This window comes from Variovorax sp. RCC_210, from assembly GCF_041355175.1.
GTDB lineage: Bacteria > Pseudomonadota > Gammaproteobacteria > Burkholderiales > Burkholderiaceae_C > Variovorax.
Window position 1 is genome coordinate 566866 of the sequence record NZ_JBFUPJ010000001.1, and the last position, 24214, is coordinate 591079.

The following is a 24214-nucleotide window of genomic DNA, read 5'->3' on the forward strand; positions in this document are numbered from 1 at the left end:
ATGCCCACCTACGACTACGCCTGCGCGCAGTGCGGCGGCTTCGAGGCGCTGCGACCTTCGGGCCTGCGCGACGAGCCCGCCGCCTGCCCCGATTGCGGATGCGCCTCGCCGCGCGTGCTGTCCGCGGCGCCGCGGCTGGCGCTGATGGCCTCGGGCACGCGCCGCGCCATGGAAACGAACGAGCGCGCGCGGCACGAGCCGGGCAGCTCGCGGGACTACGCGCGGTTCAAGCACCCGGCGGGGTGCGGGTGCTGCGGGTCTTCATCGAAACGCGGCGCGACGGTGACCGCGCCCAGCGGCGCGAAGTCGGCGCCGTCGAGGCGGCCTTGGATGATCAGCCACTGAACTTGTGTCATTTCTGAGCGAACTGTTTTCAGTCGTTTCAGAAACCTTCGTTTCGCTCGTTCTCGCCCCAGCTGTTTCACAGGGACATGCTGGGGCAATCCCTATTGACCATGCGAATTTCAAGGGCGGCATTGTTTCAATACCGTGAACGCCGCGGTTCCTTTTGCGGCGGTTTATTCGGGGTCTTCAGGATCAAACTTCTCCTCACCAACCAAACACCTGAAGGAGATTGAAATGAATGCCTCGAAGATCCTCGCCGCTGCTGCTCTCTCGCTCCTGGCTGCCGCCGGAGCCCATGCAGAAACCTACGACGGCGTGCACGTCGTGAACTCTTCCGTGTCGCGCTCCGAAGTCGCACCGCAAGCCGCTGCCGCCGCCCGCGCCGGCAACGAGTACAGCGATGCCTCCGGCGCCGGTGCCCAAGCCTTCACGTCGACCGCCAACCGCGCGACCGTGCAAGCCGAAGCCGTTGCCAAGGCCCACGACCCGCTCGCCAGCCTCGACCGCCGCGCTTTCTACCGCGACGAAGTGCCGCAAGCCTACAAGAAGCCCAGCGTGTCGTTCACGCGCCAAGCTGGCCTGTAAGCCACACCGGCAAGCCGATGCGCGACGCTTGATGCGTGGCACGCCGGCTGCATGAAGAACGGGCCCTGCGCAACCGCGAAGGCCCGTTTTTTTACGCCTGCATGTTCGACACGAGCTGTGCCACATGCGCGCCCAGGGCAAGCGATGCGGTGAGCCCCGGCGACTCGATGCCGAACAGGTTCACCAGCCCCGCGATGCCGTGCACCTGCGGCGTCTGGATGACGAAGTCCGTCGCCGTGTTGTGCATCGACGAGCCCGGCCCCGCGAGCCGCGGCCGGATGCCGGTGTAGCCCGGCTGCAGTTCGCCGTCCCGCAGGCCGGGGTAGTAGCGGCGCACCGATTGGTAGAAAGCCGCCTCGCGCGACGGGTCGAAGCTGTAGTCGATGCCATCGCGCCAGCTCAGGTCGGGGCCGAACTTGCATTGGCCGCCCAGGTCGAGCGTCACGTGCGCGCGCAGGGCGCCTTCGCGCCCCGTCGGGTACACGAGGTGGCGAAACGGCGATTTGCGCGCCAGCGAAAAGTAGTGGCCTATCGCGTAGTACAGCGGCGGGACATGCCCGGCCGGCATGCCTTCGATGCGCGACGCGATTTGCTGCGCGCCCAGCCCGGCCGCGTTCACGACCGTGTTGCACAGCACGCTCGTTTCTTCGGCACCGCCCACGTCGAGCACGATGCCGTCCGCGGTGGGCCGCGCCGCCAGCACGCGGCTCTGCAGCGCCAGCGAAGCACCCGCGCGCTCGGCATCGCCCAGGTACGACAGCATCAGCCCATGGCTGTCGACGATGCCGGTCGATGGCGAATGCAGCGCGCCCACGCAGGCCACTTCGGGCTCCATGTCGCGCGCCTCGGCCGCGCCGATGATGCGCAGGTCGGTCACCCCATGCGCCGCGCCCAGCTTCACGTACTTGTCGAGCTCGGGCAGCTCGGCTTCCTGCACCGCGACGATCAGCTTGCCGATGCGCTGGTGGCCGATGCCGCGCTCGGCGCAGTACGCATACAGCGCGACCTTGCCCGCCACGCACAGCCGGCCCTTCAGCGAGCCGGGCGCGTACGAGATGCCCGCGTGGATCACTTCGGAGTTGCGCGCGCTGGTCTGCGTGCCGATGGCGTTCTCGGCCTCGAGCAGCACCACCTCGCGCCCCGCCATGGCGAGCGAGCGCGCGACCGACAGCCCCACCACGCCGGCGCCGATGACGACGCAATCGATCCTGTCCATGCGCTTCAGTCCAGCTTGACGTTGGCTTCGCGAATCAGCGCGCCCCACTTGGCGTGCTCCGCGCGGATGTAGGCGTCGAACTGCTGCGGCGTGCCGGTGGCGGGCACGCTGCCTTCCAGCGCGAGCTTGTCCTGCACATCCTTGCGCGCCACCACCTTCACCACCGCGGCGTTGATGCGCGCGACCACGTCGGCAGGCAACCCCGCCGGCCCGACCAGGCCGACCCATGTCGTCGCCTCGAACCCCGGGAAGCCCTGCTCGGCCACGGTCGGCACGTTGGGCAGCGCGGGCAGGCGCTGCGCCGAGGTCACGGCCAGCGCGCGCACCTTGCCGCCCGTGAGCTGCGGCATCACCGACACGCTGCTGCCGAAGTACAGGCCGATCTGCCCGCCGAGCAGGTCGGTCATGGCCGGGCCCGCGCCCTTGTACGGCACCTGCAGCACCTTGATGCCCGCGCGGCGCGCGAGCATTTCGCCGGCCAGGTGGCCGACCGTGCCGTTGCCGGCCTGCGCGATGCTGAACTCGCCCGGCTTGGCCTTGGCCGCGGCGATGAAGTCGGCCAGCGTGCGCATCGGCGAGTCCGCGCGCACCGAAAGCACCACGGGCTGCGCGGCCACTTCGGCGATGGGCGTGAAGTCTTTCAGCGCCTCGAAGGGCATCTTCGGGTACAGCCACGGGTTGATGGTGAGGTTCGAGGTCTGCCCCATGCCCAGCGTGTAGCCGTCGGGCGTGGCCTTGGCCACGGCGTCCAGCCCGATGTTGCCGGCGGCACCGGGCTTGTTGTCGATGATGACGGTCCAGTGCTCCAGCACGGTGAGGCGCTCGGCGATCAGGCGCGAGGTGGCGTCGGTGCCGCCGCCGGGGGTGAAGGGCACCACTAGGCGCACGGGTTTCTGCGGCCAGCCACCTTGTGCGTGCGCCACGCCGGCGGCCTGCGCCAGCGCGGCGAGCGAGGCGAGGGAGGTGGCCTGCAGGAAGTCTCTGCGGTTCATGTCTTGTCTCCTTGGGGTTCTTGTCGGGTTCGGGGGGCGCCGCCGGGTCAGACCGGCAGGCCCTTGGCGCGCAGCACGGCGTCGAAGCGCTCGGGGTCGGCGGTGCCGGCGCGGTTGGTCTCGCGGATCTTTTCTTCCTTGGCGAGGTGCGCGCGCGTCTTCTCGAGCACGCTGGCCGCCTCGGCGGCCGGCACGGCGATGACGCCGTCGGCGTCGCCCACCACCAGGTCGCCCGGCAGCACGACCAGGCCCGCGCACGACACGGGCACGTTCACCTCGCCCGGGCCGTCCTTGCTGGGGCCGCGGTGGGTGTGGCCGCGCGCGAAGATGGGCATGCCTTCTTCGGCCCATTCGCACAGGTCGCGCACCGCGCCGTCGATGACCAGGCCGCCCAGCCTGCGCGCGATGCAGGTGGTGCGCATCAGCCCGCCGACCAGCGCCTGCGTGAGGTCGCCGCCGCCGTCGATGACGAGCACGTCGCCCGGCTCGACCATCATCAGCGCCTTGTGGATCATCAGGTTGTCGCCGGGGCGCACGCGCACCGTGACCGCCGGGCCGCACAGCACCGTGTCCAGCCGCGCGTGGTACTGGCGCAGGCCGACGGTGCCGATGTTGCGGCTCATCGCGTCGCCGATGGCGGCCACGGGCATCGTCTTGAAGGCGTCGACCACGGCGGCGTCGGGGCCGGCGGCGCGCGGGTTGATGCGGTAGCCGGGCGGCCATTGAAGGGGCGTGGTCATGCGGTGACTCCGTGAACGGTTGCGTGAGAAGAAAGAACCTGCGGGTTCACGCAGGCGGAAGCGTCTGCCGGTTGCCCTTGCAGCCAGCCGAGCACGTTGCGCGCGGCGCCGCTGGCCATGCCCGCGAGCGCGGCGGGCGTGGAGCCGCCCACGTGCGGCGTGAGCACCACGTTGGGCAGCGCGGCCAGCGGGCTGTGCGCGGGAAGGGGTTCGTCGGCCATCGTGTCGAGGCCGGCGGCGTACAGGTGGCCGCTTTGCAGCGCGGCAACGAGCGCGGGCTCGTCGATGACTTCGCCGCGCGCCGTGTTGACCACGATCGCGCCGCGCGGCAGCGCCGCGAACTGCGCAGCGCCCAGCATCTGGCGCGTGTGGCTGTTCAGCGGCACGTGCAGGCTCAGCACGTCGGCGAGCGGCAGCAGCGCATCGACCGAGGGCAGCAGGCGCACGCCGGCCACGGGCGAAACGCCATCGCCGGTGGTGGAGTGCAGGGCGGGATCGAATGCGACCACCTGCATGCCCAGCGCCAGGCCCACGCGGGCAACGCGCTGGCCGATCTGTCCGAAGCCGATCAGGCCCAGCGTCTTGCCTTGCAGCTCCACGCCGTCTTGCGCGCGCGACCAGCGGCCTTCGTGCAGTTCGCGGTCCATCCAGCCGATGCGGCGGGCGGCGGCGAGCATCAGGCCCAGCGTCATCTCCGCGACCGACTGTGCGTTGGCGCCGGGCGTGACGTACACCGGAATGCCGCGCGCCGTGGCCGCGTCGACGTCGATGTTGCTCACGCCCACGCCGTGCTTGGAAATGACCTTGAGCGTGGGGCACGCGGCGATGGCCCTGGCCGACAGCTGCACGGTGCGCGAGATGACCGCGTCGATGGGCTCGCGGGCCATGAGCTGCTCGACTTCTGCGGTGCTCTCGGCGCTGTCGGGGTTCGCGAGGTAGATGACGCGCGCGCCGGCTTCGGCGAGCAGGTCGGCGCCGGCTTTGGCGAGCCGCGGCGCCGTCACCAGGACGGTGGGTTTCATGTGTCTCCTGAAGGTTCGGTCTTCGATGTGAGGCGGATTGTGGAAAGTGCCATTCATTCCGTCCAATCGATAATGTTCATCTAAAGATTCCTCGGAGCTATGAATGGACATCCAGCTGCGCGACCTGAAGTACTTCGAGGTGGTGGCCGATACCGGCCACCTGGGCCAGGCCGCCGACAAGCTGGGCCGCACGCAGCCGGCGCTCACCAAGGCCGTGCAGCGGCTCGAAGAGGCCTTCGGCAGCGCGCTGTTCGAGCGCAAGGGGCGCGGCATCCAGCTCACGGCGGTGGGCGAGGTGCTGCTGGCGCGGGCGCGGCTGCTGCGCGGCGCCACCGAGGAGGCGCTGCGCGAGGTGAGCGATTTCGCCAAGGGCAACGCGGGCCATGTGCGCATCGGCAGCGGCCCCATCGCGGCCGACCATGTGCTGCCCGAGGTGTGCAACCTGCTGCTGGCCGAGGCGGGCGACACGCGCATCGACATCACCGTGGCGCCCAGCATGGCGCTGCGCGAGCGGCTGCGCGAAGGCGCCATCGACCTGCTGATCGGCCTCATGCCCGAGCACGACCCGGCCTTTGTCACGCACTCCATCGTCGAAGACGTGGTGGTGGTGGCCGCGAGCCCGCAGCACCCGGTGTTCGACATGCCGAAGATCAGCATGCAGGCGCTGCTGCAGTGGCGATGGGTGCTGCCGGCCGACCCGATTCCCAGCCGCCAGTGGCTGGACGCGGCCTTCCAGTCGCGCGGGCTGCCGCTGCCCACGGTGCAGGTCAACGCCAACTCGATTCCGCTGCTGCCGCGGCTCATTTCGCGCAGCGACATGCTGAGCTTTCTGTCGCGCCACACGCTGGGCGCGGCCGGGCGCGAGGGCACGCTGCGCGAGGTGCCGCTGAAGGCGACCACGCTGCGCCGCCACCTGGGCGTTACCTACCGGAAAGAGGGCTACCTGTCGCCCGCGGCGCGCCGACTGGTGACGCTGCTGCGCTCCGAAGGGAAGCAGCTTTTTTCGTCGGCGCTTTCAAAATATACGCATTGAGTATATATTCGCCGCCCATGAACATGCCGCAACAGGTGCTACTCCGCGACGCGATGCGTCAACTCAACATGACGCGCGACGCCTTCGCGGAACGCATCGGCAGCCGAAGGAGAGCGCTGGACGCCTGGCTGCTGCCCGACGAATCGAACGAATTCCGGGCCATGCCCGAAGTGGCGCGGCGCTTTGTCAGCGAAATCATGGCGTCCGACGGTTTGCGCGGCGAATATACGCAGAGCGCACATGAAGGCGCCTTGCGCAAGGCCACGGCGGTGGACGGCTCGCACCACCTGCTGTCGGTCAGCCAGTTCAACCGCGACGCCATCGACGAGCTGTTCCAGCTGGCCGACGTGATGCAGCCCATTGCCCGGCGCCGCAAGGTGAGCCGCGTGCTCGAGGGCGCCGTGCTGGCCAACCTGTTCTTCGAGGCCAGCACGCGCACCCGCGTGAGCTTCGGCGCGGCCTTCTGCCGGCTGGGCGGCTCGGTGTGCGACACCACGGGCTTCACCTTCTCGTCTATGGCCAAGGGCGAGTCGATCTACGACACCAGCCGCGTCATCAGCGGCTATGTCGATGCGATGGTGGTGCGGCACCCCGAGCAGGGCTCGGTGGCCGAGTTCGCGCGCGCCACCAACGTGCCGGTCATCAACGGCGGCGACGGGCCGGGCGAGCACCCGAGCCAGGCGCTGCTCGACCTGTACACCATCCAGCGCGAGTTCTCGCGCCTGGGCAAGCTGGTCGACGGCGCGCACATCGCGATGGTGGGAGACCTGAAGTACGGGCGCACGGTGCATTCGCTCATCAAGCTGCTGGCGCTGTACAAGGGGCTGAAGTTCACGCTCGTCTCGCCGCCTTCGCTGGCCATGCCCGCGGAAATCGTCGAGGCCGTGAGCCGCAACGGGCACGTGGTCGAGGTGGCCGCCACGCCGGCGAAGGCGCTGGCGGGCGCCGACATCATCTACGCCACGCGCATCCAGAAGGAGCGCTTCGCGCACGACGAGGTGCTCGAGGGTTTCGACAACGCCTTCGAGGTGAACCTTGCGCTGGTCGAGTCGGCTTGCAAGCCCGAGGTGGTGGTAATGCACCCGCTGCCGCGCGACGGCCGCCCCGGTTCGCACGACCTGAGCGTGGACCTGAACAACGACCCGCGCCTGGCCATCTTTCGCCAGACCGACAACGGCATTCCGGTGCGCATGGCCATCTTCGCCACGCTGCTGGGCGTGGACAAGCTGGTGAGCCGCTCGATGCGCGACGCCGCGTGGACGCCACCTTCGCACATCGGGCCGGACGACAGCGTGTTCCACGGGCTCGACTGAGGCCCGCCGCAAAGCGGGCGTGCGGCTCGCTTCAGGCGTGCGCGAGGATGTTGACCAGCTTGCCGAACGGATCGCGCACGTAGAAGCGGCGCACGCCCCATGGCTCGTCGACGGGGCCGTATTCGATCGCGAAGCCCGCCGCTTTCATCCGCGCCAAAGCAGTGTCCACGTCGTCGACTTCGATGGACAGGTCGGGCACCGGCGTGCCCGAGCCGCCTTCGGACGCGATGCTGAGCTGCACCGTCATGTCCGCCTGCGAGCCATAGGTCAGGATCCAGCCATGGTCCATCAGCAGGTCGAGGCCGAGCACGTCCTTGTAGAACACGGCGGCGCGTGCCGGATCGGGTGCCGCGATGTTGGCAACGATGCGTTCGACCTTCATTGCTCGGGCTTCGTCATGGCGAAGGTCTGCGGCTGGCCGTCGCGCTCCACATGGAGCAGGCCGTCTTCGATGCGGATGCGGCTCCACCGCTCGATGCGTTCGTTGCCATGCAGGATCTCGACGCTGTCTTCGGACACCACGCGGTAGTCGAGCAGCGGCGCCGCCACGGGGCCGTTCTTCTCGCCGAGGATGGCGGTCACGCGGCCAGCGGCGTTGAAGTGGTAGATGTTGACGAGGGTGTCGGAGACGAGGTCGAACGTGTGGTCGACGAGCAAGGGGAGGGGGAGCGGGGCGAGGGTCATGCGTGCTTTCGTTGAGGGTCCGGCATGGCTGAACCTCGCGGAATATAGGGCACCCTCGACCGCTCGACGCTTCAGCCCTCGACCCCTCGGTCCTCGACCTCTCAGCCCTCGACCCGCCGGTACGTCAGCAACCGTCCCCGGTACGCCGCCTGGCTCACGCTCGCCAGCTGGTCCAGCCGCTCCTCGCACATGCCGAAGCCCTCGTCGGCCATCTGGCGGTTGAAGGCGGGGCGGTTGCCGCGGTCGGGGTCGACGATCCACACCTCGGCGGCGGGGCTGGTGTGGCGGCCGATGAAGGCGGCGAGCAGGCCCTTGGCGTCGCGCTCGTACAGCAGGTCGCTGCCGATCACGAGGTCGAACAGGCCATGCACGTCGCCGTCGGCGCCGGTCTCGCGCATGCCCCAGTGGCCGCGGCGGTACTTCATGGGCGGCAGCGCGTTCAGGCGCAGGTTCTCCAGCAGGAAGCCGGCCGCGAGCGGGTGGCAGTCGCTGGCTGTCATGTCGTTGCCGCGGCGGTGGCCCACCAGGCTGGCCAGCCCCAGGCCGCAGCCGATCTCGAGCACGCGCGCCCCGCGCACCACCGGGTGCGCGGCCATGCGCGCGGCCAGTTGCGCGCCCGAGGGCCACAGCAGCCCGAACATGGGCCACGACGCGGAAGAGATGCCCTGCGCGGCGGCCATGCCCAGGGGGTCGGAGAACTGCTGGCGGTCGAGCAGCGAGCGAATGACGAGGTCGTCGGCACCCGCGATGGCGATGCGCTCCAGCTTGAGTAGATAGCCCGGCATCGAAGGGGTGCGGGGTCTCGCGTGCGAGGCCCCAGTGCTGCAAAGGTGGGCCAGTATGCGCCCTGGCCCAACACTCTGGCCCGCTCACGCTCGGCTAAGCGTTCCGTCACGCGCGCGTAATGCAATCGTCACCCGTGCCTAAGCTGCCTCTCACGGGCCGGTAAGAGCGGCGTCCTAGAGTGAAAACACCGTCATCACTCAAGGAGACAACCATGAGAGTCCGTACCGCAACCCTGTGCATCGCCGCCGTGCCGGCGCTGGTGCTCGCGTCGTTCGCGCATGCCAACGGCTTCGCCGACCCCGACTATCCGCAGGCCTCGCATTCGACGATGTCGCGCGACGCGGTGGCCGCCGACGCCATGCGCGCGAACAACAGCATGCATTCGACCGAGGTGCTCGAGTCGCAAGTGGCCACGCCGGTCTCGGGGCTGGACCGCGCGCAGGTGCAGGCCGAAGCGGTTCGCGCGAACAACAGCATGCATCCGACCGAGGTGCTGGAGTCGCAGGTGCAGGCGCCTGTGGCATCGGGAAGCCTGCCGGCAAGCAACAGCGGCGAATAGGCGGGCTGCGCGCGAGAGCGGCACGAGAGCGGCACGAGAGCGGCCGCGAGGGCGCCGCGGCAGGGTGCGCCGCGGTGCACGAAACCGCCATCGAGGGCGGGTAAGCTCGCGGCCCATGAAGCGCAACAGCACCCCCGGCACTCCCGCATCTTCCAGCGGCAAGGCAGCTGCCGTCGGCAGCAAGAATTCGGCGGCATCGGCGACCGCCGCCGCTCCTTACCCCACCGCTTTCCCGGCATCGCCCGACGGACCCGACGTGCAGGTGTCCGCCGTGCTCGCGCGCATCCAGGCCCTGTGGTCCTCGCTGGGCCCGGTGGGCCAGCGCATCGCGGACTTCATCGTGAAGAACCCGCGCGAGGTGGTGCACATGTCGGTCAGCGAAGTGGCCGAGCGCACGGGCTCCAGCGAAGGCAGCATCGTGGGCCTGTGCAAGAACCTGGGCGCCACCGGCTTCCAGCAGATCAAGATCGCGCTGGCGCAGGAGCTGGTGCGCCCGGTGCAGTTCATTCATGAAGACCTCGACCCGCAGGACAACGCCACCGCGGTGATCCGCAAGATCTTCAACAGCAACGTGCAGACCCTGCACGACACGGAGGCCACGCTCGACGCCAAGGCGATGGAGCGCGCGGTGAAGCTGTTTCGCAAGGCCGAGCGCATCGAGATCTACGGCATCGGCAGCTCGGCCACCATCGCCGAGGACGCGCACTACCGCATGCTGCGCATCGGCCTGAACGTGAAGCTGGCGGTCGACTCGCACGTGCAGGCCATCAGCGCATCGCTCACCGACGCGAAGACGGCGGTGCTCACCATTTCGCATTCGGGCAGCTCGCACGAGACGGTGACGGCCACGCGGCTGGCGAAGGAGGCGGGCGCGTCGACGGTGTGCATCACCAACTTCGGCAAGTCGCCTATCCAGGCCTATGCCGACGTGCTGCTCTTCACCATGGCGCGCGAAACCAACTTTCGCACCGAGGCGATGACCAGCCGGCTCGCGCAGCTGGCCATCATCGACGTGCTCATCGCCTGCCTGGCGCTGTCGGACTACGACGCCTCGGTGCGCACGCTGCGCCAGACCTTCGACGTGCTATCGCTCAAGCGGTACTGAAGCGGGACTGAAGCGGTAGTGGGGCGGCGCCTCGACCGCCTCCGGCTTTTCCGCCTCCGGCCTTTCCGCCTCCGGCTTTCCCGCCGGCATGGCGAACAGCCCCGCCACCGAAGGCGCGACCGCGCCGCTGGCCGTGCCGACCAGCACGCAGGTCATGCCCAGCCGCGCGGCGCCCTCGGCGTCGGTGAGCGGGTTGTCGCCGACCACCACGGTGTCTTCGGCGCGCGCCCCCAGGCAGCGCAGGCCTTCCTCGAACAGCAGCGGCGCGGGCTTGCCGACCACGCGCCAGGGCTGCACGCCGCTGGCCGCCACCACGGCCGCGAGCAGCGCGCCGGTCTCGGGCACCACGCGGCCCTGCGGGCCGGGGTGCGTGGCGTCGGCGTTGCTCACGACCAGGCGCGCGCCGCGCAGCAGCTCGTTCACCACCAGCGCGAGCCGCGCGTGGCTGAACTGCATGTCGAGTGCGAGCAGCACGAAGTCGGCGCCGGCCTGCACCTGCTGGCAGCCCAGCGAGCGCGCGAAGCGCTGCAGTGCCGGGCTCGCGGCCAGCAGCACGCGCGCGCCGGGGTGCTCGCGCGCCAGTTGCCGCACCGCCAGTTCGCCGGCCAGCACGATGCGCTCGGGCGGCACGCGCAGCCCGAGCCGGCGCAGGCGTTGCGCCAGGCCCGGCGCGGTGTGCGTGGAGTTGTTCGACACGATGGCGTAGCGCCCGTCGAAATGCGCCAGCAATTCGGCCGCGCCCGCAATGGGCTCCTGCTGGCGCACCAGCGTGCCGTCGAGGTCGACCAGCAGGTGGCGGGCCCGCGCCAGGCGGGCATGGGTGACCACGCTGCCTCGGATGTCATGGCCTGCGGTGGTCCCGGGTGTAAGGGGGTTCGTGCTCATGGCGGCGGATTGTATTGAACATTGCTCAGTGGTTTATTGAATTTGGAGTGAGCAAATTTCATTTGCTTGTCATCTTCGTTTTCTAAAGTTCCAGGCATCGGCTACCGAACCCAGCCCCCGAAACGAAAGAAACGCACCATGAAAAAGCTCCTGGCCCTTGCCTCCGCCGCCGTCTCGCTGACCGCCGCGCTCTCCCTGCCGGCGCAGGCCCAGTCCGTGGCCGACGGCTCGCCCGCGCACCCGCTGCGCGTGCTGCTGATTCCCGCCGATGGCGGCACCGAGTCGGGCACCAAGGCCGACTACGCGCCGGTGTTCAACGCCATCACGCGCACCACGGGCCTGAACTTCGACCTGAAGGTGGGCCAGTCCTACGGGGCCGTGGTCGAGGGCATGTGCAACCAGCTCGCGGACATCGCCTTCTTCGGTCCGGTGGCCTACGTGCAGGCCCACAAGCGCGGCTGCGCGCAGCTGCTGGCCGTGGGCGTGGAGAAGGGCGCCTCGGTGTACTACGCCGGCATGTTCGCCAAGGCCTCCGCGCCCATTGCGGGCATCAACGACGTGAAGGGCAAGCGCGTGGCCTTCGGCGACGTCAACTCGGCGTCGAGCTTCACCTTCCAGGTCGCGATGCTGATGGACGCGGGCATGGACCCGGCGCGCGACCTGTCGGCCATTCGCATGACCGGCAGCCACGCCAGCAGCCTGGCCGCGCTGGTGCAGGACCAGGTCGACGTGGCCTCGCTGTCGTTCGACTCCTACGAGAAGGCGGTGAAGCAGGGCGCGGTCGATCCGAAGACGGTGAAGGTCATTGCCAGGAGCATGGCCATTCCGTACCCGCCGCTCGCGCTCAACTCGAAGCTGCCCGAGCCGCTGAAGGCGAAGCTGAAGGACGCCTTCCAGACCGTGAACAAGGCCCCCGGCATCACGCCCGACATGATCCGCGGCTACGGCGGCGGCAAGATCGACGGCTACGACACCAAATTCTCCGAAGACGAGTTCAACGTGGCGGCCGAGAAGCTGGGCCTGCTCACCGACGAGCTCAAGGGCCGCATCCTGGCCAAGGCCGCGCAGCGCTGAGCGGGCAGGGCACGCCATGCTGAATTTCGAATCGGTCGCCATGCGCTATGCCGACGGCACGCAGGCGCTCGGCGACGTCTCGCTGCAGGTGCCCGCGGGGCAGTTCTGCGTGGTGCTGGGCTCTTCGGGCGCGGGCAAGTCGACGCTGCTGCGCATGGCCAACGGGCTGGTGAAGCCCACGCGCGGCACGGTGCAGGTCGAGGGCGTGCGCATCGCGGCCGATTCGCTGGCCCGCATCCGCCCGCGCATCGGCATGATCCACCAGCAGTTCAACCTGGTCACGCGTTCGTCGGTGGCCGACAACGTGCTCGCCGGTGCGCTGCCGGCCATGCCGACCTGGCGCGCGCTGCTGGGGTTGTTCACCGACGAAGCGCGCCGCAAGGCCTGCGAGCTCGTCGAATCGGTGGGCCTGCAGGAGCAGCACCTGCTGCGCCGCGTGAGCGAGCTTTCGGGCGGGCAGCAGCAGCGCGTGGGCATTGCGCGCGCCTTCATGCTCGAGCCGCCGCTGGTGCTGGCCGACGAGCCCGTGGCCAGCCTCGACCCGCAGACCAGCCACGACGTGCTCTCGCTGCTGCGCACGCAGGCGCGCGAGCGCGGCACCACGGTGCTGTGCAGCCTGCACCAGATCGAGCTGGCCTGCGAGTTCGCCGACCGCATCGTCGCGCTGCGCCACGGCGCGGTGGTGTTCGACGGGGCACCGGGTGCCTTCGATCCGCAGGTGTTCGATGCGATCTATGGACGCGAGCCCGTGGCGGTGCCCGTGCCCGTACCTGCGGTGCGGTCCGGCGACCATGCTGCGGAACCCGAGGCCGCGCTCCCGCTGCACGCCGGCGCGCTGGAGCTCGCGCAATGAACCGCCCCGCATCCGCCTGGAACCTGCCGCGCCCCTACGGCGCGCGCAGCCTCGCCGTGCTGCTGCTCGTGCTGGTGCTCGGCTACTTCGCCGGCCAGCGCGTGGAAATGGGCCGCATGCTGTCGCTCACCGGCGAAGGCGTGCTCGCGGCGGTCGGCCTGCGCGAGCAGTCGCAGGTGCTGTCGGGGCTGAGCACCATCGCGCGCTCGCTGTTTCCGCCGCAGGTCTCGGAGCGCACCGAGGTCGCACGCGTCGAGGGCTTCGACCGCAACCGGCTGCCCTGGTTCTCGCATGTGGAAACGGTGGAAACGCGCGAGCCCAAGCTCAACCCGCAGACGCTGCAGATGGAAGAACGCATCGACACCCGCGAAGAGCTGGTGGAGCCCTTCGGCTACCTCTGGCACGTGGCGGTGAAGATGCTGGAAACCTTCGAGATCGCCATCTGGGCCACGCTGCTGGCCATCGTGCTGAGCGCGCCGCTGGCCTGGTGCAGCGCGAAGAACTACACGCCCAACCGCGTCGTGTACACGCTGGCGCGCAGCGTGGTCGGCCTGTGCCGCGCGGTGCCCGAGCTGGTGAGCGCGCTGTTCCTGGTGCTGGCCTACGGCTTCGGTCCCATCGCCGGCGTGCTGGCGCTGGCGCTGCACTCGGCGGGCTTCCTGGGCAAGTTCTACGCGGAAGACATCGAGACCGCCGACGACAAGCCGCAGGAGGCACTGCGCGCCATTGGCGCGAACAGGTTGAAGGTGATGCGCTTCGCGGTGCTGCCGCAGGTGATGCCGCAGTTCATCGCCTACACGCTGTACGTGCTCGACCGCAACGTGCGCATGGCCACGGTGGTGGGGCTGGTGGGCGCGGGCGGCATCGGGCAGGAGCTGAAGGGCCGCTACGACATGTACAACTACGCGCACGTCGGCACCATCCTCATCGCCATCTTTCTCACCGTGCTGGTGCTCGACCGCCTCGCAGCGCGCCTGCGCAGCCGCTATGCCTGAGCCCTGACGTCCTCGCGCGCCGAAAGCGCCCACGGTCGCCGTGGGCCATAGCGCACCACACCCCTGAATTTCTTCACGCCGGTGCAACCCCCAGGGGGCTGCTCGGCCCCGCCTTGCCCGTCGTTCGTCCCACGTCCCCTCTTCGATCAAAGGAAATTGTCATGACTCCACGTGCCTCCCGCCATGGCTTCGTCGCTTCGGCCGCGGCCGGTCTCCTGCTGTGCCTGAGCCTGGCCGCCTGTGGCGGCGGCGGGGGTGGTGGCGGTGTGCCGGTGCTGCCGCCCGCCGGCACCACGCCGCCGACCACCACACCGCAGCAGCCCGACCAGCCGGCCGCGCCGGCCCTGAAGTGCGCGCCCTGAACTGCGCGCTGAGCCGTTCGCCTTCATCCATCGACCTGCCTCCCATTTTTTGTTTTTGCCCGCGTTGAAAGACTCCCCATGAACACCACCAACCGTCGCGATTTCTTCCGCAAGTCGGCCGGCGCCGTCGGCGCGGCCTCGGCCCTCACGCTGCTGCCGCCATCGATCCGCAAGGCGCTGGCCGTCGAGGCCGCGGTCGACACCGGCACCATCAAGGACGTGAAGCACATCGTCATCCTCATGCAGGAGAACCGCAGCTTCGACCACTACTTCGGCACGCTGCGCGGCGTGCGCGGCTTCGGCGACCGCTTTCCGATTCCGCTGGCCAGCGGCAAGCCGGTGTACTACCAGCCCAACTCCGTCGTGGGCGGCCCCGACATCCAGCCCTTCCGGCGCGACTCGCGCGTGGGCAACGCGCTGATCGGCTCGGGCACGCCGCACAACTTTCCCGACATGCAGGGCGCATGGAACCAGGGGAAGATGGACCGCTGGATCCAGTTCAAGAACCAGGCGACCATGGGCTTCTACCTGCGCGACGACATTCCGTTCCAGTTCGCGCTGGCCGACGCCTTCACGCTGTGCGACGGCTACCACTGCTCCATCCTCACCGGCACCGACCCGAACCGCATCGTGTTCTGGTCGGGCTCCAACTTCAACCCGGAGCTGCGCAAGAAGGGCATCAACAGCACCGACACCGACTCGGAGCCCGTCAACTCGCGCTGCTGGCCCAGCCCGTCGAGCTGGGTCGCGGGCCGCGCGCAGCAGGCCGACGGCACCGGCCAGAAAGACCCGGGCACGGGCGCGTACAACTACAAGTACGTCAACAACTCGTTCAAGTGGGACACCCTGCCCGACGTGCTGCAGAAGGCCGGCATCAGCTGGCACATCTACCAGAACATGAACAACAACTGGACGGGCGCCATGAACGGCTGCCTGGCCTTCGAGAGCTTCCGCACCGCGCAGCCCGGCTCGCCCAACTACGAGCACGGCCTCACGGGCGGCCCGGCGGCGGCCGACGGCGCCGTCAACTTCCTGGCGCAGCTCAAGCAGGACGTCATGAACGACACGCTGCCGCAGGTCTCGTGGGTGCTGCCCACGCAGGCGCTGGCCGAGCACCCGGGCAGCAGCGAAGGCGTGGCCGGCGCGGCCGACTTCATCTCCGACGTGCTGGCCGCGCTCACGTCCAACCCCACGGTGTGGAGCAAGACCGCGCTGTTCGTCACCTTCGACGAGAACGACGGCTTCTTCGACCACCTGGCGATGCCCGCGGTGCCTTCGTACGACGCCAGCGGCACGCTGATGGGCAAATCGACCGTGCCGCTGGACGGCGAGTACTTCGACGCCTCGGTGGGCAGCTACCTGAACGCGGCCGACACCACCAGCAGCAAGGTGCGCCCCTGGGGCCTGAGCTCGCGCGTGCCGATGTACGTGGTGTCTCCTTGGAGCAAGGGCGGCTGGGTCAATTCGCAGGTGTTCGACCACACCTCGCTGGGCCGCTTCCTGGAGCAGCGCTTCGGCATCACGGTGGACGCCATCAGCCCGTGGCACCGCGCGGTGTGCGGCGACCTGACCTCGTGCTTCGACTTCGTGAGCCCCAACGACCCGGTGGTGCCCAAGCTGCCCGACACCAGCAACTTCCCCGCGATCAACGCGGCGCAAAAGCTGCTGCCCACGGCCCCGGTCACCACCGCGCCCACCACGCCGCAGCCGCTGTTTCAGGAGACCGGCACGCGCTTTTCTCGCGCGCTGCCCTACGAGCTGCACACCAGCGCGCGCGTCGAGGCGCGCGGCATGCTGCAGCTGATCTTCTCGAACACCGGCACGCAGGGCGCCGTGTTCCATGTGTACGACAAGCTGCACCTCGACCTCATTCCGCGCCGCTACACGGTGGAAGCCGGCAAGCAGCTCTCGGACTACTGGAACACCGGCGCCACCGACAGCGGCAAGTACGAGCTGTGGGTGTACAGCAGCAACGGTTTCGTGCGCACCTTCAAGGGCGATGCGCTCGCGGCCGACGCCGCGGCCTTCAAGCCCGAGGCGCAGGTCTGCTACGAGCCGGCCACCGGCCAGGTCTACCTGAAGGTGCACAACATCGGCACGGCGGCGGGCACTGTCACGGTCACCTCCAACGCCTACCGCGGCGACGGCCCCTGGTCGCTGGAGGTGGCGGCGGGCGGCACCGGCACGCTGCACTGGAACCTGGACGACAGCGGCCACTGGTACGACTTCACCGTGAGCGGCGCCAACTTCGAACGCCGCTTCTCGGGCCGCGTGGAAACCGGCAAGCCCGGCGTGAGCGACCCCGCGATGGCGCTGCACCTGAAGGGCTGAGCACCGCCACCTTCACCCGCACAGACACCATGAAGCACAACAAGCGCGCCACGCGCGGCGCAGCCCTGCTCGGGCTGGCCGTCGCGCTCGGCTCGGGCAGCGGGCTGGTACAGGCCCAGACCACCACCTGGGACCCGGCCAAGTCGAACCTCGGCATCGGCACGGGCACCGGCAGCACCGGCGTCACCGGCACCAACAACCAGGCGCTGGGCGCCGGCACCGGCAACAACGTGAGCACCAATTTCAACCTCGCCATCGGCGACGGTGCGGGCGTGGGCGTGAGCGGCGGCAACGCCAACCAGGCCATCGGCTTCCAGGCCGGCGACAACGTCAAGGGCGGCTGGAACCAGGCCATCGGCCGCAGCGCGGGAGACAACGTCACCGGCGATCACAACAACGCCATGGGCTTTCACGCCGGCAGCGGCGTGACCGGCTCCGACAACAACGCGATGGGCACCAACGCCGGCATGACCGTCACCGGCAGCAGCAACGTGAGCCTGGGCAACGGCGCGGGAAACAACGTCAGCACCAACTGGAACCTGGCCATCGGCGAGGGCGCGGGCACCAACGTGTCGGGCAAGAACGCCAACCAGGCGATCGGCTACTACGCGGGCACCAACGTGGTCGGCGGCTGGAACCAGACCATGGGCCGCAGCGCGGGCGAGAACGTGACCGGCGACTACAACAACTCCACCGGCTACGCGGCCGGCCAGTTCGTCACCGGCAACCGCAACGACGCCACCGGCAGCAACGCGGGCCAGCACGTGAGCGGCTCCGACAACGAGGCCTACGGCACCAGCGCCGGCAGCAACGTGACGGGCAACGCCAACCAGGCCTACGGCAACGGCGCGGGCGGCAACGTGAACGGCAGCAACAACATCGCCTCCGGCCAGGGCGCCGGCGCGGGCGTGACGGGCTCGGGCAACCAGGCCAGCGGCATGCAGGCCGGCGCGCAGGTCTCGGGCAACAACAACGTCGCGACCGGCCAGGCCGCGGGCGGCGGCGTGCAGGGCAGCCAGAACCTGTCGTTCGGCAACGCGGCCGGCCAGGGCGTGGTGGGCAACGGCAACCTGGCGCAGGGCAACGGCGCCGGCCAGCACGTGAGCGGCAACGGCAACATCGCCATCGGCAACGACGCGGGCGTGTACGTGAACGCGAGCCAGGGCATTTCGCTTGGCGCGTCGTCGCGCGCCAGCGCCGACAACGCCATTGCGCTGGGCAGCAACGCCACGGCCAGCCACGAGAACAGCGTGGCGCTGGGCGCGGGCAGCACGACCACGCGCGGTGCGCAGGCGGCGTACACGGCCATCGGGCTGGCGGGCGTGCAGTCGTCGGTGGGCGAGGTGGCGCTGGGCAACCGGCAGCTCACGGGCGTGGCGCCCGGCAGCGCGGCCACCGACGCCACCAACGTCGGCCAGGTGCAGGGCATGGTGAAAGACGGCGTGGCCTCGGCCAATGCCTACACCGACACCATCGCCGCGCAGGGCCTGCCGCTGGGCAAGGCCTACACCGACGCGACGGCGGCCCGCCTGCAGGGGCAGATCGACGACAACGCACGCCGCGCCTACGCCGGCATCGCCAGCGTGGCCGCCATGGAAGCCGCGCCGATGGTGCCCGGCAAGCTGAGCTATGCGGTGGGCCTGGGCAACTACCGCAGCGAAAGCGCGCTGGGCGGCTCCATTCGCCACACCACGCAGGACGGGCGCTACAGCGTCACGCTGGGCGTGGGCGCGAACAGCTCGGGCGTGGTGACGCGGGTGGCGCTGACGGGCGTGTTCGACTGAGGGGCTTGCGCTTCAGTCGCGGCCAGGCCGCAGCTCAATCGCGCGTCAGCACGAAGCGCTTGCGGATGCCGCCCGCGGCCGAAGGCGCCACCCACAGGTCGAACTCCCCGGGCTCGACCACGGGCTTCATGTCGCGGCCGATGAACTTCAGGTCGTCGGCCGTGAGCGTGAACTCCACCTGCTGCGAGGCGCCCGGCGCGATGCTGATCTTGCGAAAGCCCTTCAGCTCGCGCACCGGGCGCGTCACGCTGGCGGCGCGCTCGGCAATGTAGAGCTGCACCACTTCGTCGGCCTCGCGCTGGCCGGTGTTGGTCACGGTGGCGCGCACGCGCAGCGTGTCCGACAGGGTCATGCGCTCCTGGCTCAGCTCCACGCTGTCGTAGCGCACGGGCGCGTAGCCCAGGCCGAAGCCGAAGGGGTAGAGCGCCTCGTTGGTCGTGTCGATGAAGCGCGCCTTGAAGGCGGTGTCGGGTGCGTTCTCGGGCGTGGGGCGGCCGGTGCGCTTGTGGCCGTAGTAGTAGGGCACCTGGCCGGCGGCCTGCGGAAAACTCACGGGCAGGCGGCCCGAGGGGTTGAAGTCGCCGAACAGCACGTCGGCAATGGCGTTGCCCGTCTGCACGCCGAGGAACCACGTGACCAGGACGGCGCGCGCATTGCGCACCGCGCCCTTCAGCGCCATGGCGCGGCCGTTGCTCAGCAGCACCACCACCGGCTTGCCGGTGGCGGCCACGGCCTCGGCCAGGTCCTGCTGCGCCTGCGGCAGGCCGATGTCGCTGCGCGAGCGGGCCTCGCCCGACATCTTCTGGCTCTCGCCGACGGCCAGCAGCACCACGTCGGCGTCGCGCGCGGCGGCCACGGCCGCGTCGATGCCGCCGGGCAGCGCGCTCTCGATGCCCGAGCCGCGCACCACGTTCACTGACGAGCCCGGGCCCAGCGCGGCGCGCAGGCCCTGGTCGATGCCCACCGGCGCCGACTGTCCCGGGAACAGGCTCCAGGCGCCCATCAGGTCGATGGTGCCTTCGGCGAAGGGGCCGACCAGCGCGATCCTGGTGCCGGCCTTGGGCAGCGGAAGCAGCATGCGCTCGTTCTTCAGCATGACGATGGAGCGGCGCGCGCTCTCGCGGGCCAGTTCGATGAAGGCGGGGTTCTCCGCGCGTTGCGCGGCGGGCGGGCCGTCCAGCCCGTGCATGGGGTCGTCGAACAGGCCCAGCTTCATCTTCACGCGCAGCACGCGGCGCACGGCCTCGTCGAGCCGCGACACCGGCACCTCGCCCGAGGCCACCAGGTCGGGCAGGTAGCGCATGTACAGGCCGCTTTGCATGCTCACGTCGGTGCCGGCCATGAAGGCCTGCTTGGCGGCCTCGCGCGGGTTGGCGGCGTAGCCGTGCTCCACCAGCTCTTCGTCGGCGGTGTAGTCGGAGACCACGAAGCCCTGGAACTTCCACTCGTCGCGCAGCACGCCGGTGAGCAGCGCGGGGTTGGCGGTGGAGGGCACGCCGCCGATCTCGTTGAACGCGCTCATGATCGACAGCGCCCCCGCGTCCAGCGCGGCGCGAAACGGCGGCAGGTACACCTCGCGCAGCGTGCGCTCCGAGATGTCGCTCACGTTGTAGTCCAGCCCGCCCTCGGCCGCGCCATAGGCCGCGAAGTGCTTGGGCGTGGCCAGCATGGCATCGGGCCGCGCGAGGTCGGGCCCCTGGAAGCCGCGCACGCGCGCCGCGGCGAACTGCCGCGCCAGGTACACGTCTTCGCCCACGCCTTCGAGGCCGCGGCCCCAGCGCGCGTCGCGCGCGATGTCGACCATGGGCGCGAAAGTCCATCTGAAGCCGTCGGCCGTGGCCTCGACCGCCGCCGCGCGCGCGGTGCGTTCGGCCAGCGCGGGCTCCCAGCTGGAGGCCTCGGCCAGCGGCATCGGGAACATGGTGCGAAAACCGTGGATCACGTCGGCGCCGAAGATCAGCGGAATGCCCAGGCGCGACTCCTTCACCGCGATCTGCTGCAGCCGGCGCTTGCCCTCCAGGCCGGCGTTGTTGAAGAGGCCCGTGAGGCGGCCGGTGCGCACGTCCTGCGTTTCCTGCTGGGCATTGCGCCAGCCGGCCTGCGGGTTGTTGGGGGTGTCGATGTCGGCGGGGCCGTAGAGGCTGAGCTGGCCGGCCTTTTCCTGCACGGTCATGCGGGCGATGAGCGCGTCGATGTCGGCCTCGCTGCGCACGCCGGCCGCCAACGGGAGCACAGGTGGCAAAGCCTGCACCGGTGCCCCGGCAGGGGCTTTTTCGGCGGCGGGAAGGGTGGGGGAGAAGGAGACGGAGGCCAGCGCAATCAGGCCGGCGAAGCCAAGGTTTCGAACGCTCATGGCGCATCATTTTGGGCCGAAAGCGAATCGCCCCAAAAAAATAGCCGCCGGCACCCGTCGCGCAGGCACCGGCAGCCATCGAAAAAACGGGCGGCGCTTACTGCTTGTAGCTGTCGTCCACGCGGTCGAGCTTGCGGATCAACGACGGCCACACGAAGCTGCCGCCCAGGCCGCCGGTCTGCACCTTCATGGCCTGGCCCACGCCCTCGACGATCTTCGGGTTCACGTGCGTGAGCTCGCTGCCGCCGGACTGCGCCGCGATCTGGATCTGGCAGGTGTTCTCGAAGGTGTACATCGACAGGAAGGCGTCGGCGATGGTCTTGCCGCAGGTCAGCAGGCCGTGGTTGCGCAGCATGAGGAAGTTGGCGTGGCCCATGTCGGCCTGCAGGCGCGGCTTCTCGTCGTCGCGGAAGGCCACGCCTTCGTAGTCGTGGTACGCCAGCGAGGCCAGCACGAAGGTCGACTGCTGGCTGATGGGCAGCACGCCGTTCTTCTGCGCGCTCACGGCGATGCCGGCCTTGGTGTGCGTGTGCAGCACGCACTGGATGTCTTCGCGCGCGGCATGCACCGCGCTGTGGATCACGAAGCCCGCGGGGTTCACGGGGTAGGGCGAGTCGATGACCTTGTTGCACTGCTGGTCGACCTTCACCAGGCTGGAGGCGGTGATCTCGTCGAACATCAGCCCGTACGGGTTGATCAGGAAGTGGTGCTCGGGGCCCGGCACGCGCGCGCTGATGTGGGTGAACACCAGGTCGCTCCAGCCGTACAGCGCCACCAGGCGGTAGCAGGCGGCAAGGTCGACGCGAAGCTGCCACTCTTCGGCGGAGACGAGCTTCTGGATTTCGGGTTGGGAAAAAGCGTTCATGTCGGGGATGTCCTTCGTGGTGGGTCTCAGGCCGCGGCGGGTTCGGAGAGCGCGGCCTTGTAGATGCTCTGTTTGGGCTGCGCCATCACGCGGCGCAGCATGGGTTCGAACTCCGCGATCGGCAGCGTCTCGGCCTGCGGGTCGAAGGCGGGGTTGTCGTAGAGCGCGCAGAACTCGGCCGTGCGCTCGTAGTGCGGGTGGTCCCTGAAGTTGTCGCGCATGTCGCGGTTCAGGCCGATGTGGTGAAAGAAGTAGTGGCCCTGGAAGATGCCGTGGTTCTGCACCATCCAGTGGTTGGCCTCGCTCACGAAGGGCTTGAGGATGGCCGCGGCGATGTCGGGGTGGTTGAAGCTGCCCAGCGTGTCGCCGATGTCGTGCAGCAGCGCGCACACCACGTACTCCTCGTCGCGGCCGTCGCGCAGCGCGCGCGTGGCGGTCTGCAGCGAGTGGGTGTAGCGGTCGACCGGAAAGCCGCCGTAGTCGCCCTCCAGGATCTGCAGGTGCTTGATCACGCGCGCGGGCAGCCCGGTGGTGAACTGCATGAATTCGCCGCCGATCAGTTGCCAGTCTTCGCGGGTGCTTTCCTGCATGCTCTTGAAACTTGCGCGTGCGTTCATCGGGAGGGGCTCCGTTCTTGTGTGTCGTGGGGTGCCGGTCACTGTAGACCCCGGCTTGACGCTCAACTGTCAAAAATTTGACAATGCAGGGTGCTCGTTAACCCCTGTCGCCAGGGAGACGGCGCACGCTTCGACATGCCTTCTTCCCCACCTTCTTCTGCTCCTGCTTCCCCGAAGCCACGGCTCTCGGCCCCGCACCGCGCCGCGCTGGAACGCAACCCCTGGTTCACCAGCATGCCGCGCGCGCAGCGCGACGCGCTGGTGGCGTCGGCCGAGCTCATCCACGTGCGCCGCGGCGCCATGGTGTTCCGCCAGGGCGATTCGATCGAGGCGGCCGGCGGCGGCTTCTATGGGCTGGTGGCGGGCACCATCAAGATCTCGTCGCTGCGCCAGGACGGGCGCGAGGCCATCCTCGCCATGCTGGAGCCGGGCATCTGGTTCGGCGAGATCACGCTCATCGACGGCTCGCCGCGCACCCACGACGCCACCGCGCTGGAGGCGCTCGACCTGCTGGTGGTGCCGCCCGAGGCCTTTGCGCGGCAGATGCGCGACGTGGTCTTCTCCAACGCCATGGCCGCGATGCTGGCCGCGCGCGTGCGCATGCTCTACGGCCTCACCGAGGACGCGACGCTGCGCAGCCTGCGCGCGCGGGTGGCGCATCGGCTGCTGGTGCTGGCGCGCGGCGACGCCACGCAGTCGGTGCTGCTGCGGCATGTGGTGAAGCTGTCGCAGGAGGCGCTGGCGATGATGCTCGGCGTGACGCGGCAAACGCTGTCGAAGGAGCTCAACGCGCTGGCGAGCGAGGGCGTGATCTCGCTGGGCTACGGGCGCATCGAGCTGCTGTCGCTCGATGCGCTGCAGGCGCTGGTGAGCACGGGGTAGGCGCGTGGCGTGGCCCGTGCCATGTTGCTTACGCCGATGCGGGCGCGGCCGCCTTGGGCTTCATCATCCGCCCCATCTGCCGGAACATGAACTCGGGCGCGAGGCGGCTCATCAGCATCAGCACGTTGGCCAGGCCGGGGCGAATCTCCGTCTGTCCGCGCTCGATGCCTTCGATGGCGCGCCGCGCCAGCTGCGCCACCGGCATGCCCTTGGTGCCTTGCATCTCGGCTTCAAACTCGCCGCGCAGCAGCGGCGTTTCCACGCCCGGCGGCGCGATCTCGAAGACGCTCACCGTGCCGCCCGACAACTGCATGCGCAATGCCCGCGTGTAGGCGTGCAGGGCCGACTTGGCGGCGCTGTAGATGGGCGATATCGCCAGCGGCACGAAGGCCAGTCCGGACGACACGTTGACGATGGCCGACGCGGGCTGCGCGCTCAGGTGCGGCAGGAACTGCTGCACCATCTGCATGGGCCCGCGCACGTTCACGTCGAGCTCGCGCGTCACGTCTTCGAGCCGGCGCGCCTCGTTGAGAACCAGCTTGCGCATGATGCCGGCGTTGTTCACGAGCACGTCCAGCGTGGGGAAGCGTGCCGTCACGCTCGCGCAGAGCGCCGCGATGGAGGCAGGGTCTGCAACGTCGCTCACGAAGCCGTGCAAACCGGGAAGGCGCTGCTGCGCCTGGGCGAGCCGGGCGGCGTCGCGGCTGGTGATGATGACTGTGTTGCCGCGGGCCAGCAGCTGGCGCGCCAGCTCGAAGCCGATGCCGCTCGTGCCGCCGGTGATGAGGATGGTTCGTTGACGCAGTTGCATGGTGTGTATCGCTGGTGGACGC

The 24214-nt window shown here is 69.4% G+C and carries 25 protein-coding genes; 13 read left to right on the top strand and 12 right to left on the bottom strand.

From position 1 onward, the window contains the following. Nucleotides 1-345, top strand: coding sequence for a zinc ribbon domain-containing protein (locus AB6807_RS02785; protein ID WP_371083419.1), 345 nt, complete (start codon nt 1-3; stop codon nt 343-345). A 234-nt stretch (nt 346-579) separates the two neighbouring features. Then, nucleotides 580-930, top strand: a complete 351-nt coding sequence (locus AB6807_RS02790; RefSeq protein WP_116908711.1) for an alpha/beta hydrolase — start codon at nt 580-582, stop codon at nt 928-930. A gap of 91 nt (nt 931-1021) precedes the next feature. On the opposite strand, the gene AB6807_RS02795 is transcribed toward AB6807_RS02790, so the two are convergent. The 4 genes from AB6807_RS02795 to AB6807_RS02810 are packed head-to-tail and all read right to left on the bottom strand — an operon-like array spanning nt 1022 to nt 4900. Continuing rightward, on the bottom strand, nt 1022-2146 hold the full coding sequence (locus AB6807_RS02795) for an NAD(P)/FAD-dependent oxidoreductase (RefSeq protein WP_371083420.1): 1125 nt from the start codon (nt 2144-2146) through the stop codon (nt 1022-1024). Nucleotides 2147-2151: 5 nt separating this feature from the next. Further along, on the bottom strand, nt 2152-3138 hold the full coding sequence (locus AB6807_RS02800; protein WP_116908713.1) for a tripartite tricarboxylate transporter substrate binding protein: 987 nt from the start codon (nt 3136-3138) through the stop codon (nt 2152-2154). A 47-nt stretch (nt 3139-3185) separates the two neighbouring features. Further along, nucleotides 3186-3878, bottom strand: coding sequence for an RraA family protein (locus AB6807_RS02805; protein ID WP_371083421.1), 693 nt, complete (start codon nt 3876-3878; stop codon nt 3186-3188). After that, complete coding sequence (locus AB6807_RS02810) at nt 3875-4900, bottom strand: hydroxyacid dehydrogenase (RefSeq protein ID WP_371083422.1); 1026 nt, start codon at nt 4898-4900, stop codon at nt 3875-3877. The genes AB6807_RS02805 and AB6807_RS02810 overlap by 4 nt, the downstream gene beginning before the upstream one ends. A 103-nt stretch (nt 4901-5003) precedes the next feature. Here AB6807_RS02810 and AB6807_RS02815 point away from each other — a divergent pair, with 103 nt between their 5' ends. Continuing rightward, nucleotides 5004-5933: a LysR family transcriptional regulator gene (locus AB6807_RS02815; RefSeq protein ID WP_116908716.1), complete on the top strand. Its 930-nt coding sequence runs from the start codon at nt 5004-5006 to the stop codon at nt 5931-5933. Between the two features lie 17 nt (nt 5934-5950). Continuing rightward, nucleotides 5951-7246, top strand: a complete 1296-nt coding sequence (locus tag AB6807_RS02820; RefSeq protein WP_371083423.1) for an aspartate carbamoyltransferase — start codon at nt 5951-5953, stop codon at nt 7244-7246. A 31-nt stretch (nt 7247-7277) separates the two neighbouring features. Here AB6807_RS02820 and AB6807_RS02825 read toward each other — a convergent pair whose 3' ends face one another. From AB6807_RS02825 to AB6807_RS02835, 3 genes are all read right to left on the bottom strand, one after another. Next, nucleotides 7278-7628, bottom strand: coding sequence for a VOC family protein (locus tag AB6807_RS02825; protein WP_371083424.1), 351 nt, complete (start codon nt 7626-7628; stop codon nt 7278-7280). Beyond that, the gene (locus tag AB6807_RS02830) at nt 7625-7930 is read right to left on the bottom strand and encodes a hypothetical protein (protein ID WP_371083425.1); all 306 of its coding nucleotides are present in this window, start codon (nt 7928-7930) and stop codon (nt 7625-7627) included. Before AB6807_RS02830 ends, AB6807_RS02825 begins: the two co-directional genes overlap by 4 nt. Nucleotides 7931-8031: 101 nt before the next feature. Then, nucleotides 8032-8715, bottom strand: a complete 684-nt coding sequence (locus AB6807_RS02835; RefSeq protein ID WP_116908720.1) for a methyltransferase — start codon at nt 8713-8715, stop codon at nt 8032-8034. 212 nt (nt 8716-8927) lie between these two features. Between AB6807_RS02835 and AB6807_RS02840 the strand changes: the two genes are divergently transcribed. Together AB6807_RS02840 and AB6807_RS02845 are read left to right on the top strand one after the other, a co-directional pair. Then, on the top strand, nt 8928-9275 hold the full coding sequence (locus AB6807_RS02840; protein ID WP_116908721.1) for a hypothetical protein: 348 nt from the start codon (nt 8928-8930) through the stop codon (nt 9273-9275). 115 nt (nt 9276-9390) lie between these two features. Beyond that, the gene (locus tag AB6807_RS02845) at nt 9391-10380 is read left to right on the top strand and encodes a MurR/RpiR family transcriptional regulator (RefSeq protein ID WP_371083426.1); all 990 of its coding nucleotides are present in this window, start codon (nt 9391-9393) and stop codon (nt 10378-10380) included. Here the strand turns inward: AB6807_RS02845 and AB6807_RS02850 are convergent. Then, complete coding sequence (locus AB6807_RS02850; protein ID WP_371083427.1) at nt 10360-11265, bottom strand: HAD-IIA family hydrolase; 906 nt, start codon at nt 11263-11265, stop codon at nt 10360-10362. The two genes, AB6807_RS02845 and AB6807_RS02850, sit on opposite strands and share 21 nt — an antisense overlap. A 138-nt stretch (nt 11266-11403) precedes the next feature. On the opposite strand from AB6807_RS02850, the gene AB6807_RS02855 reads away from it, so the two are divergent. The 6 genes from AB6807_RS02855 (at nt 11404) to AB6807_RS02880 (ending at nt 18664) form a co-directional block, all read left to right on the top strand. After that, nucleotides 11404-12339: a phosphate/phosphite/phosphonate ABC transporter substrate-binding protein gene (locus tag AB6807_RS02855; RefSeq protein ID WP_116908723.1), complete on the top strand. Its 936-nt coding sequence runs from the start codon at nt 11404-11406 to the stop codon at nt 12337-12339. Nucleotides 12340-12355: 16 nt separating this feature from the next. Then, nucleotides 12356-13192 (top strand): phosphonate ABC transporter ATP-binding protein, encoded by an 837-nt coding sequence (phnC, locus tag AB6807_RS02860; protein ID WP_371083428.1) that lies wholly within the window; start codon nt 12356-12358, stop codon nt 13190-13192. Continuing rightward, the gene (gene phnE / locus AB6807_RS02865) at nt 13189-14187 is read left to right on the top strand and encodes a phosphonate ABC transporter, permease protein PhnE (protein WP_371083429.1); all 999 of its coding nucleotides are present in this window, start codon (nt 13189-13191) and stop codon (nt 14185-14187) included. Before phnC ends, phnE begins: the two co-directional genes overlap by 4 nt. Nucleotides 14188-14348: 161 nt before the next feature. Then, nucleotides 14349-14549: a hypothetical protein gene (locus tag AB6807_RS02870; protein WP_371083430.1), complete on the top strand. Its 201-nt coding sequence runs from the start codon at nt 14349-14351 to the stop codon at nt 14547-14549. A gap of 78 nt (nt 14550-14627) precedes the next feature. Beyond that, a complete protein-coding gene (locus tag AB6807_RS02875) occupies nt 14628-16880 on the top strand; it encodes a phosphocholine-specific phospholipase C (protein WP_371083431.1) in 2253 nt (750 codons plus the stop codon). Between the two features lie 29 nt (nt 16881-16909). Next, the gene (locus AB6807_RS02880; RefSeq protein WP_371083432.1) at nt 16910-18664 is read left to right on the top strand and encodes a YadA family autotransporter adhesin; all 1755 of its coding nucleotides are present in this window, start codon (nt 16910-16912) and stop codon (nt 18662-18664) included. A gap of 34 nt (nt 18665-18698) precedes the next feature. On the opposite strand, the gene AB6807_RS02885 is transcribed toward AB6807_RS02880, so the two are convergent. The 3 genes from AB6807_RS02885 to AB6807_RS02895 form a co-directional block, all read right to left on the bottom strand. Further along, nucleotides 18699-21017 carry a glycoside hydrolase family 3 N-terminal domain-containing protein gene (locus tag AB6807_RS02885; RefSeq protein ID WP_371083433.1) on the bottom strand — a complete coding sequence of 773 codons (2319 nt, stop codon included), beginning with the start codon at nt 21015-21017 and terminating at the stop codon, nt 18699-18701. A gap of 97 nt (nt 21018-21114) precedes the next feature. Further along, a complete protein-coding gene (locus AB6807_RS02890) occupies nt 21115-21882 on the bottom strand; it encodes a class II aldolase/adducin family protein (RefSeq protein WP_371083434.1) in 768 nt (255 codons plus the stop codon). Between the two features lie 26 nt (nt 21883-21908). Beyond that, nucleotides 21909-22499, bottom strand: a complete 591-nt coding sequence (locus tag AB6807_RS02895; RefSeq protein ID WP_116908732.1) for an HD domain-containing protein — start codon at nt 22497-22499, stop codon at nt 21909-21911. A gap of 135 nt (nt 22500-22634) precedes the next feature. On the opposite strand from AB6807_RS02895, the gene AB6807_RS02900 reads away from it, so the two are divergent. Then, a complete protein-coding gene (locus tag AB6807_RS02900; protein WP_371083435.1) occupies nt 22635-23381 on the top strand; it encodes a Crp/Fnr family transcriptional regulator in 747 nt (248 codons plus the stop codon). A 28-nt stretch (nt 23382-23409) separates the two neighbouring features. Here the strand turns inward: AB6807_RS02900 and AB6807_RS02905 are convergent, their stop codons facing one another. After that, the gene (locus tag AB6807_RS02905; protein ID WP_371083436.1) at nt 23410-24192 is read right to left on the bottom strand and encodes an SDR family oxidoreductase; all 783 of its coding nucleotides are present in this window, start codon (nt 24190-24192) and stop codon (nt 23410-23412) included. Nucleotides 24193-24214 lie beyond the last annotated feature (22 nt).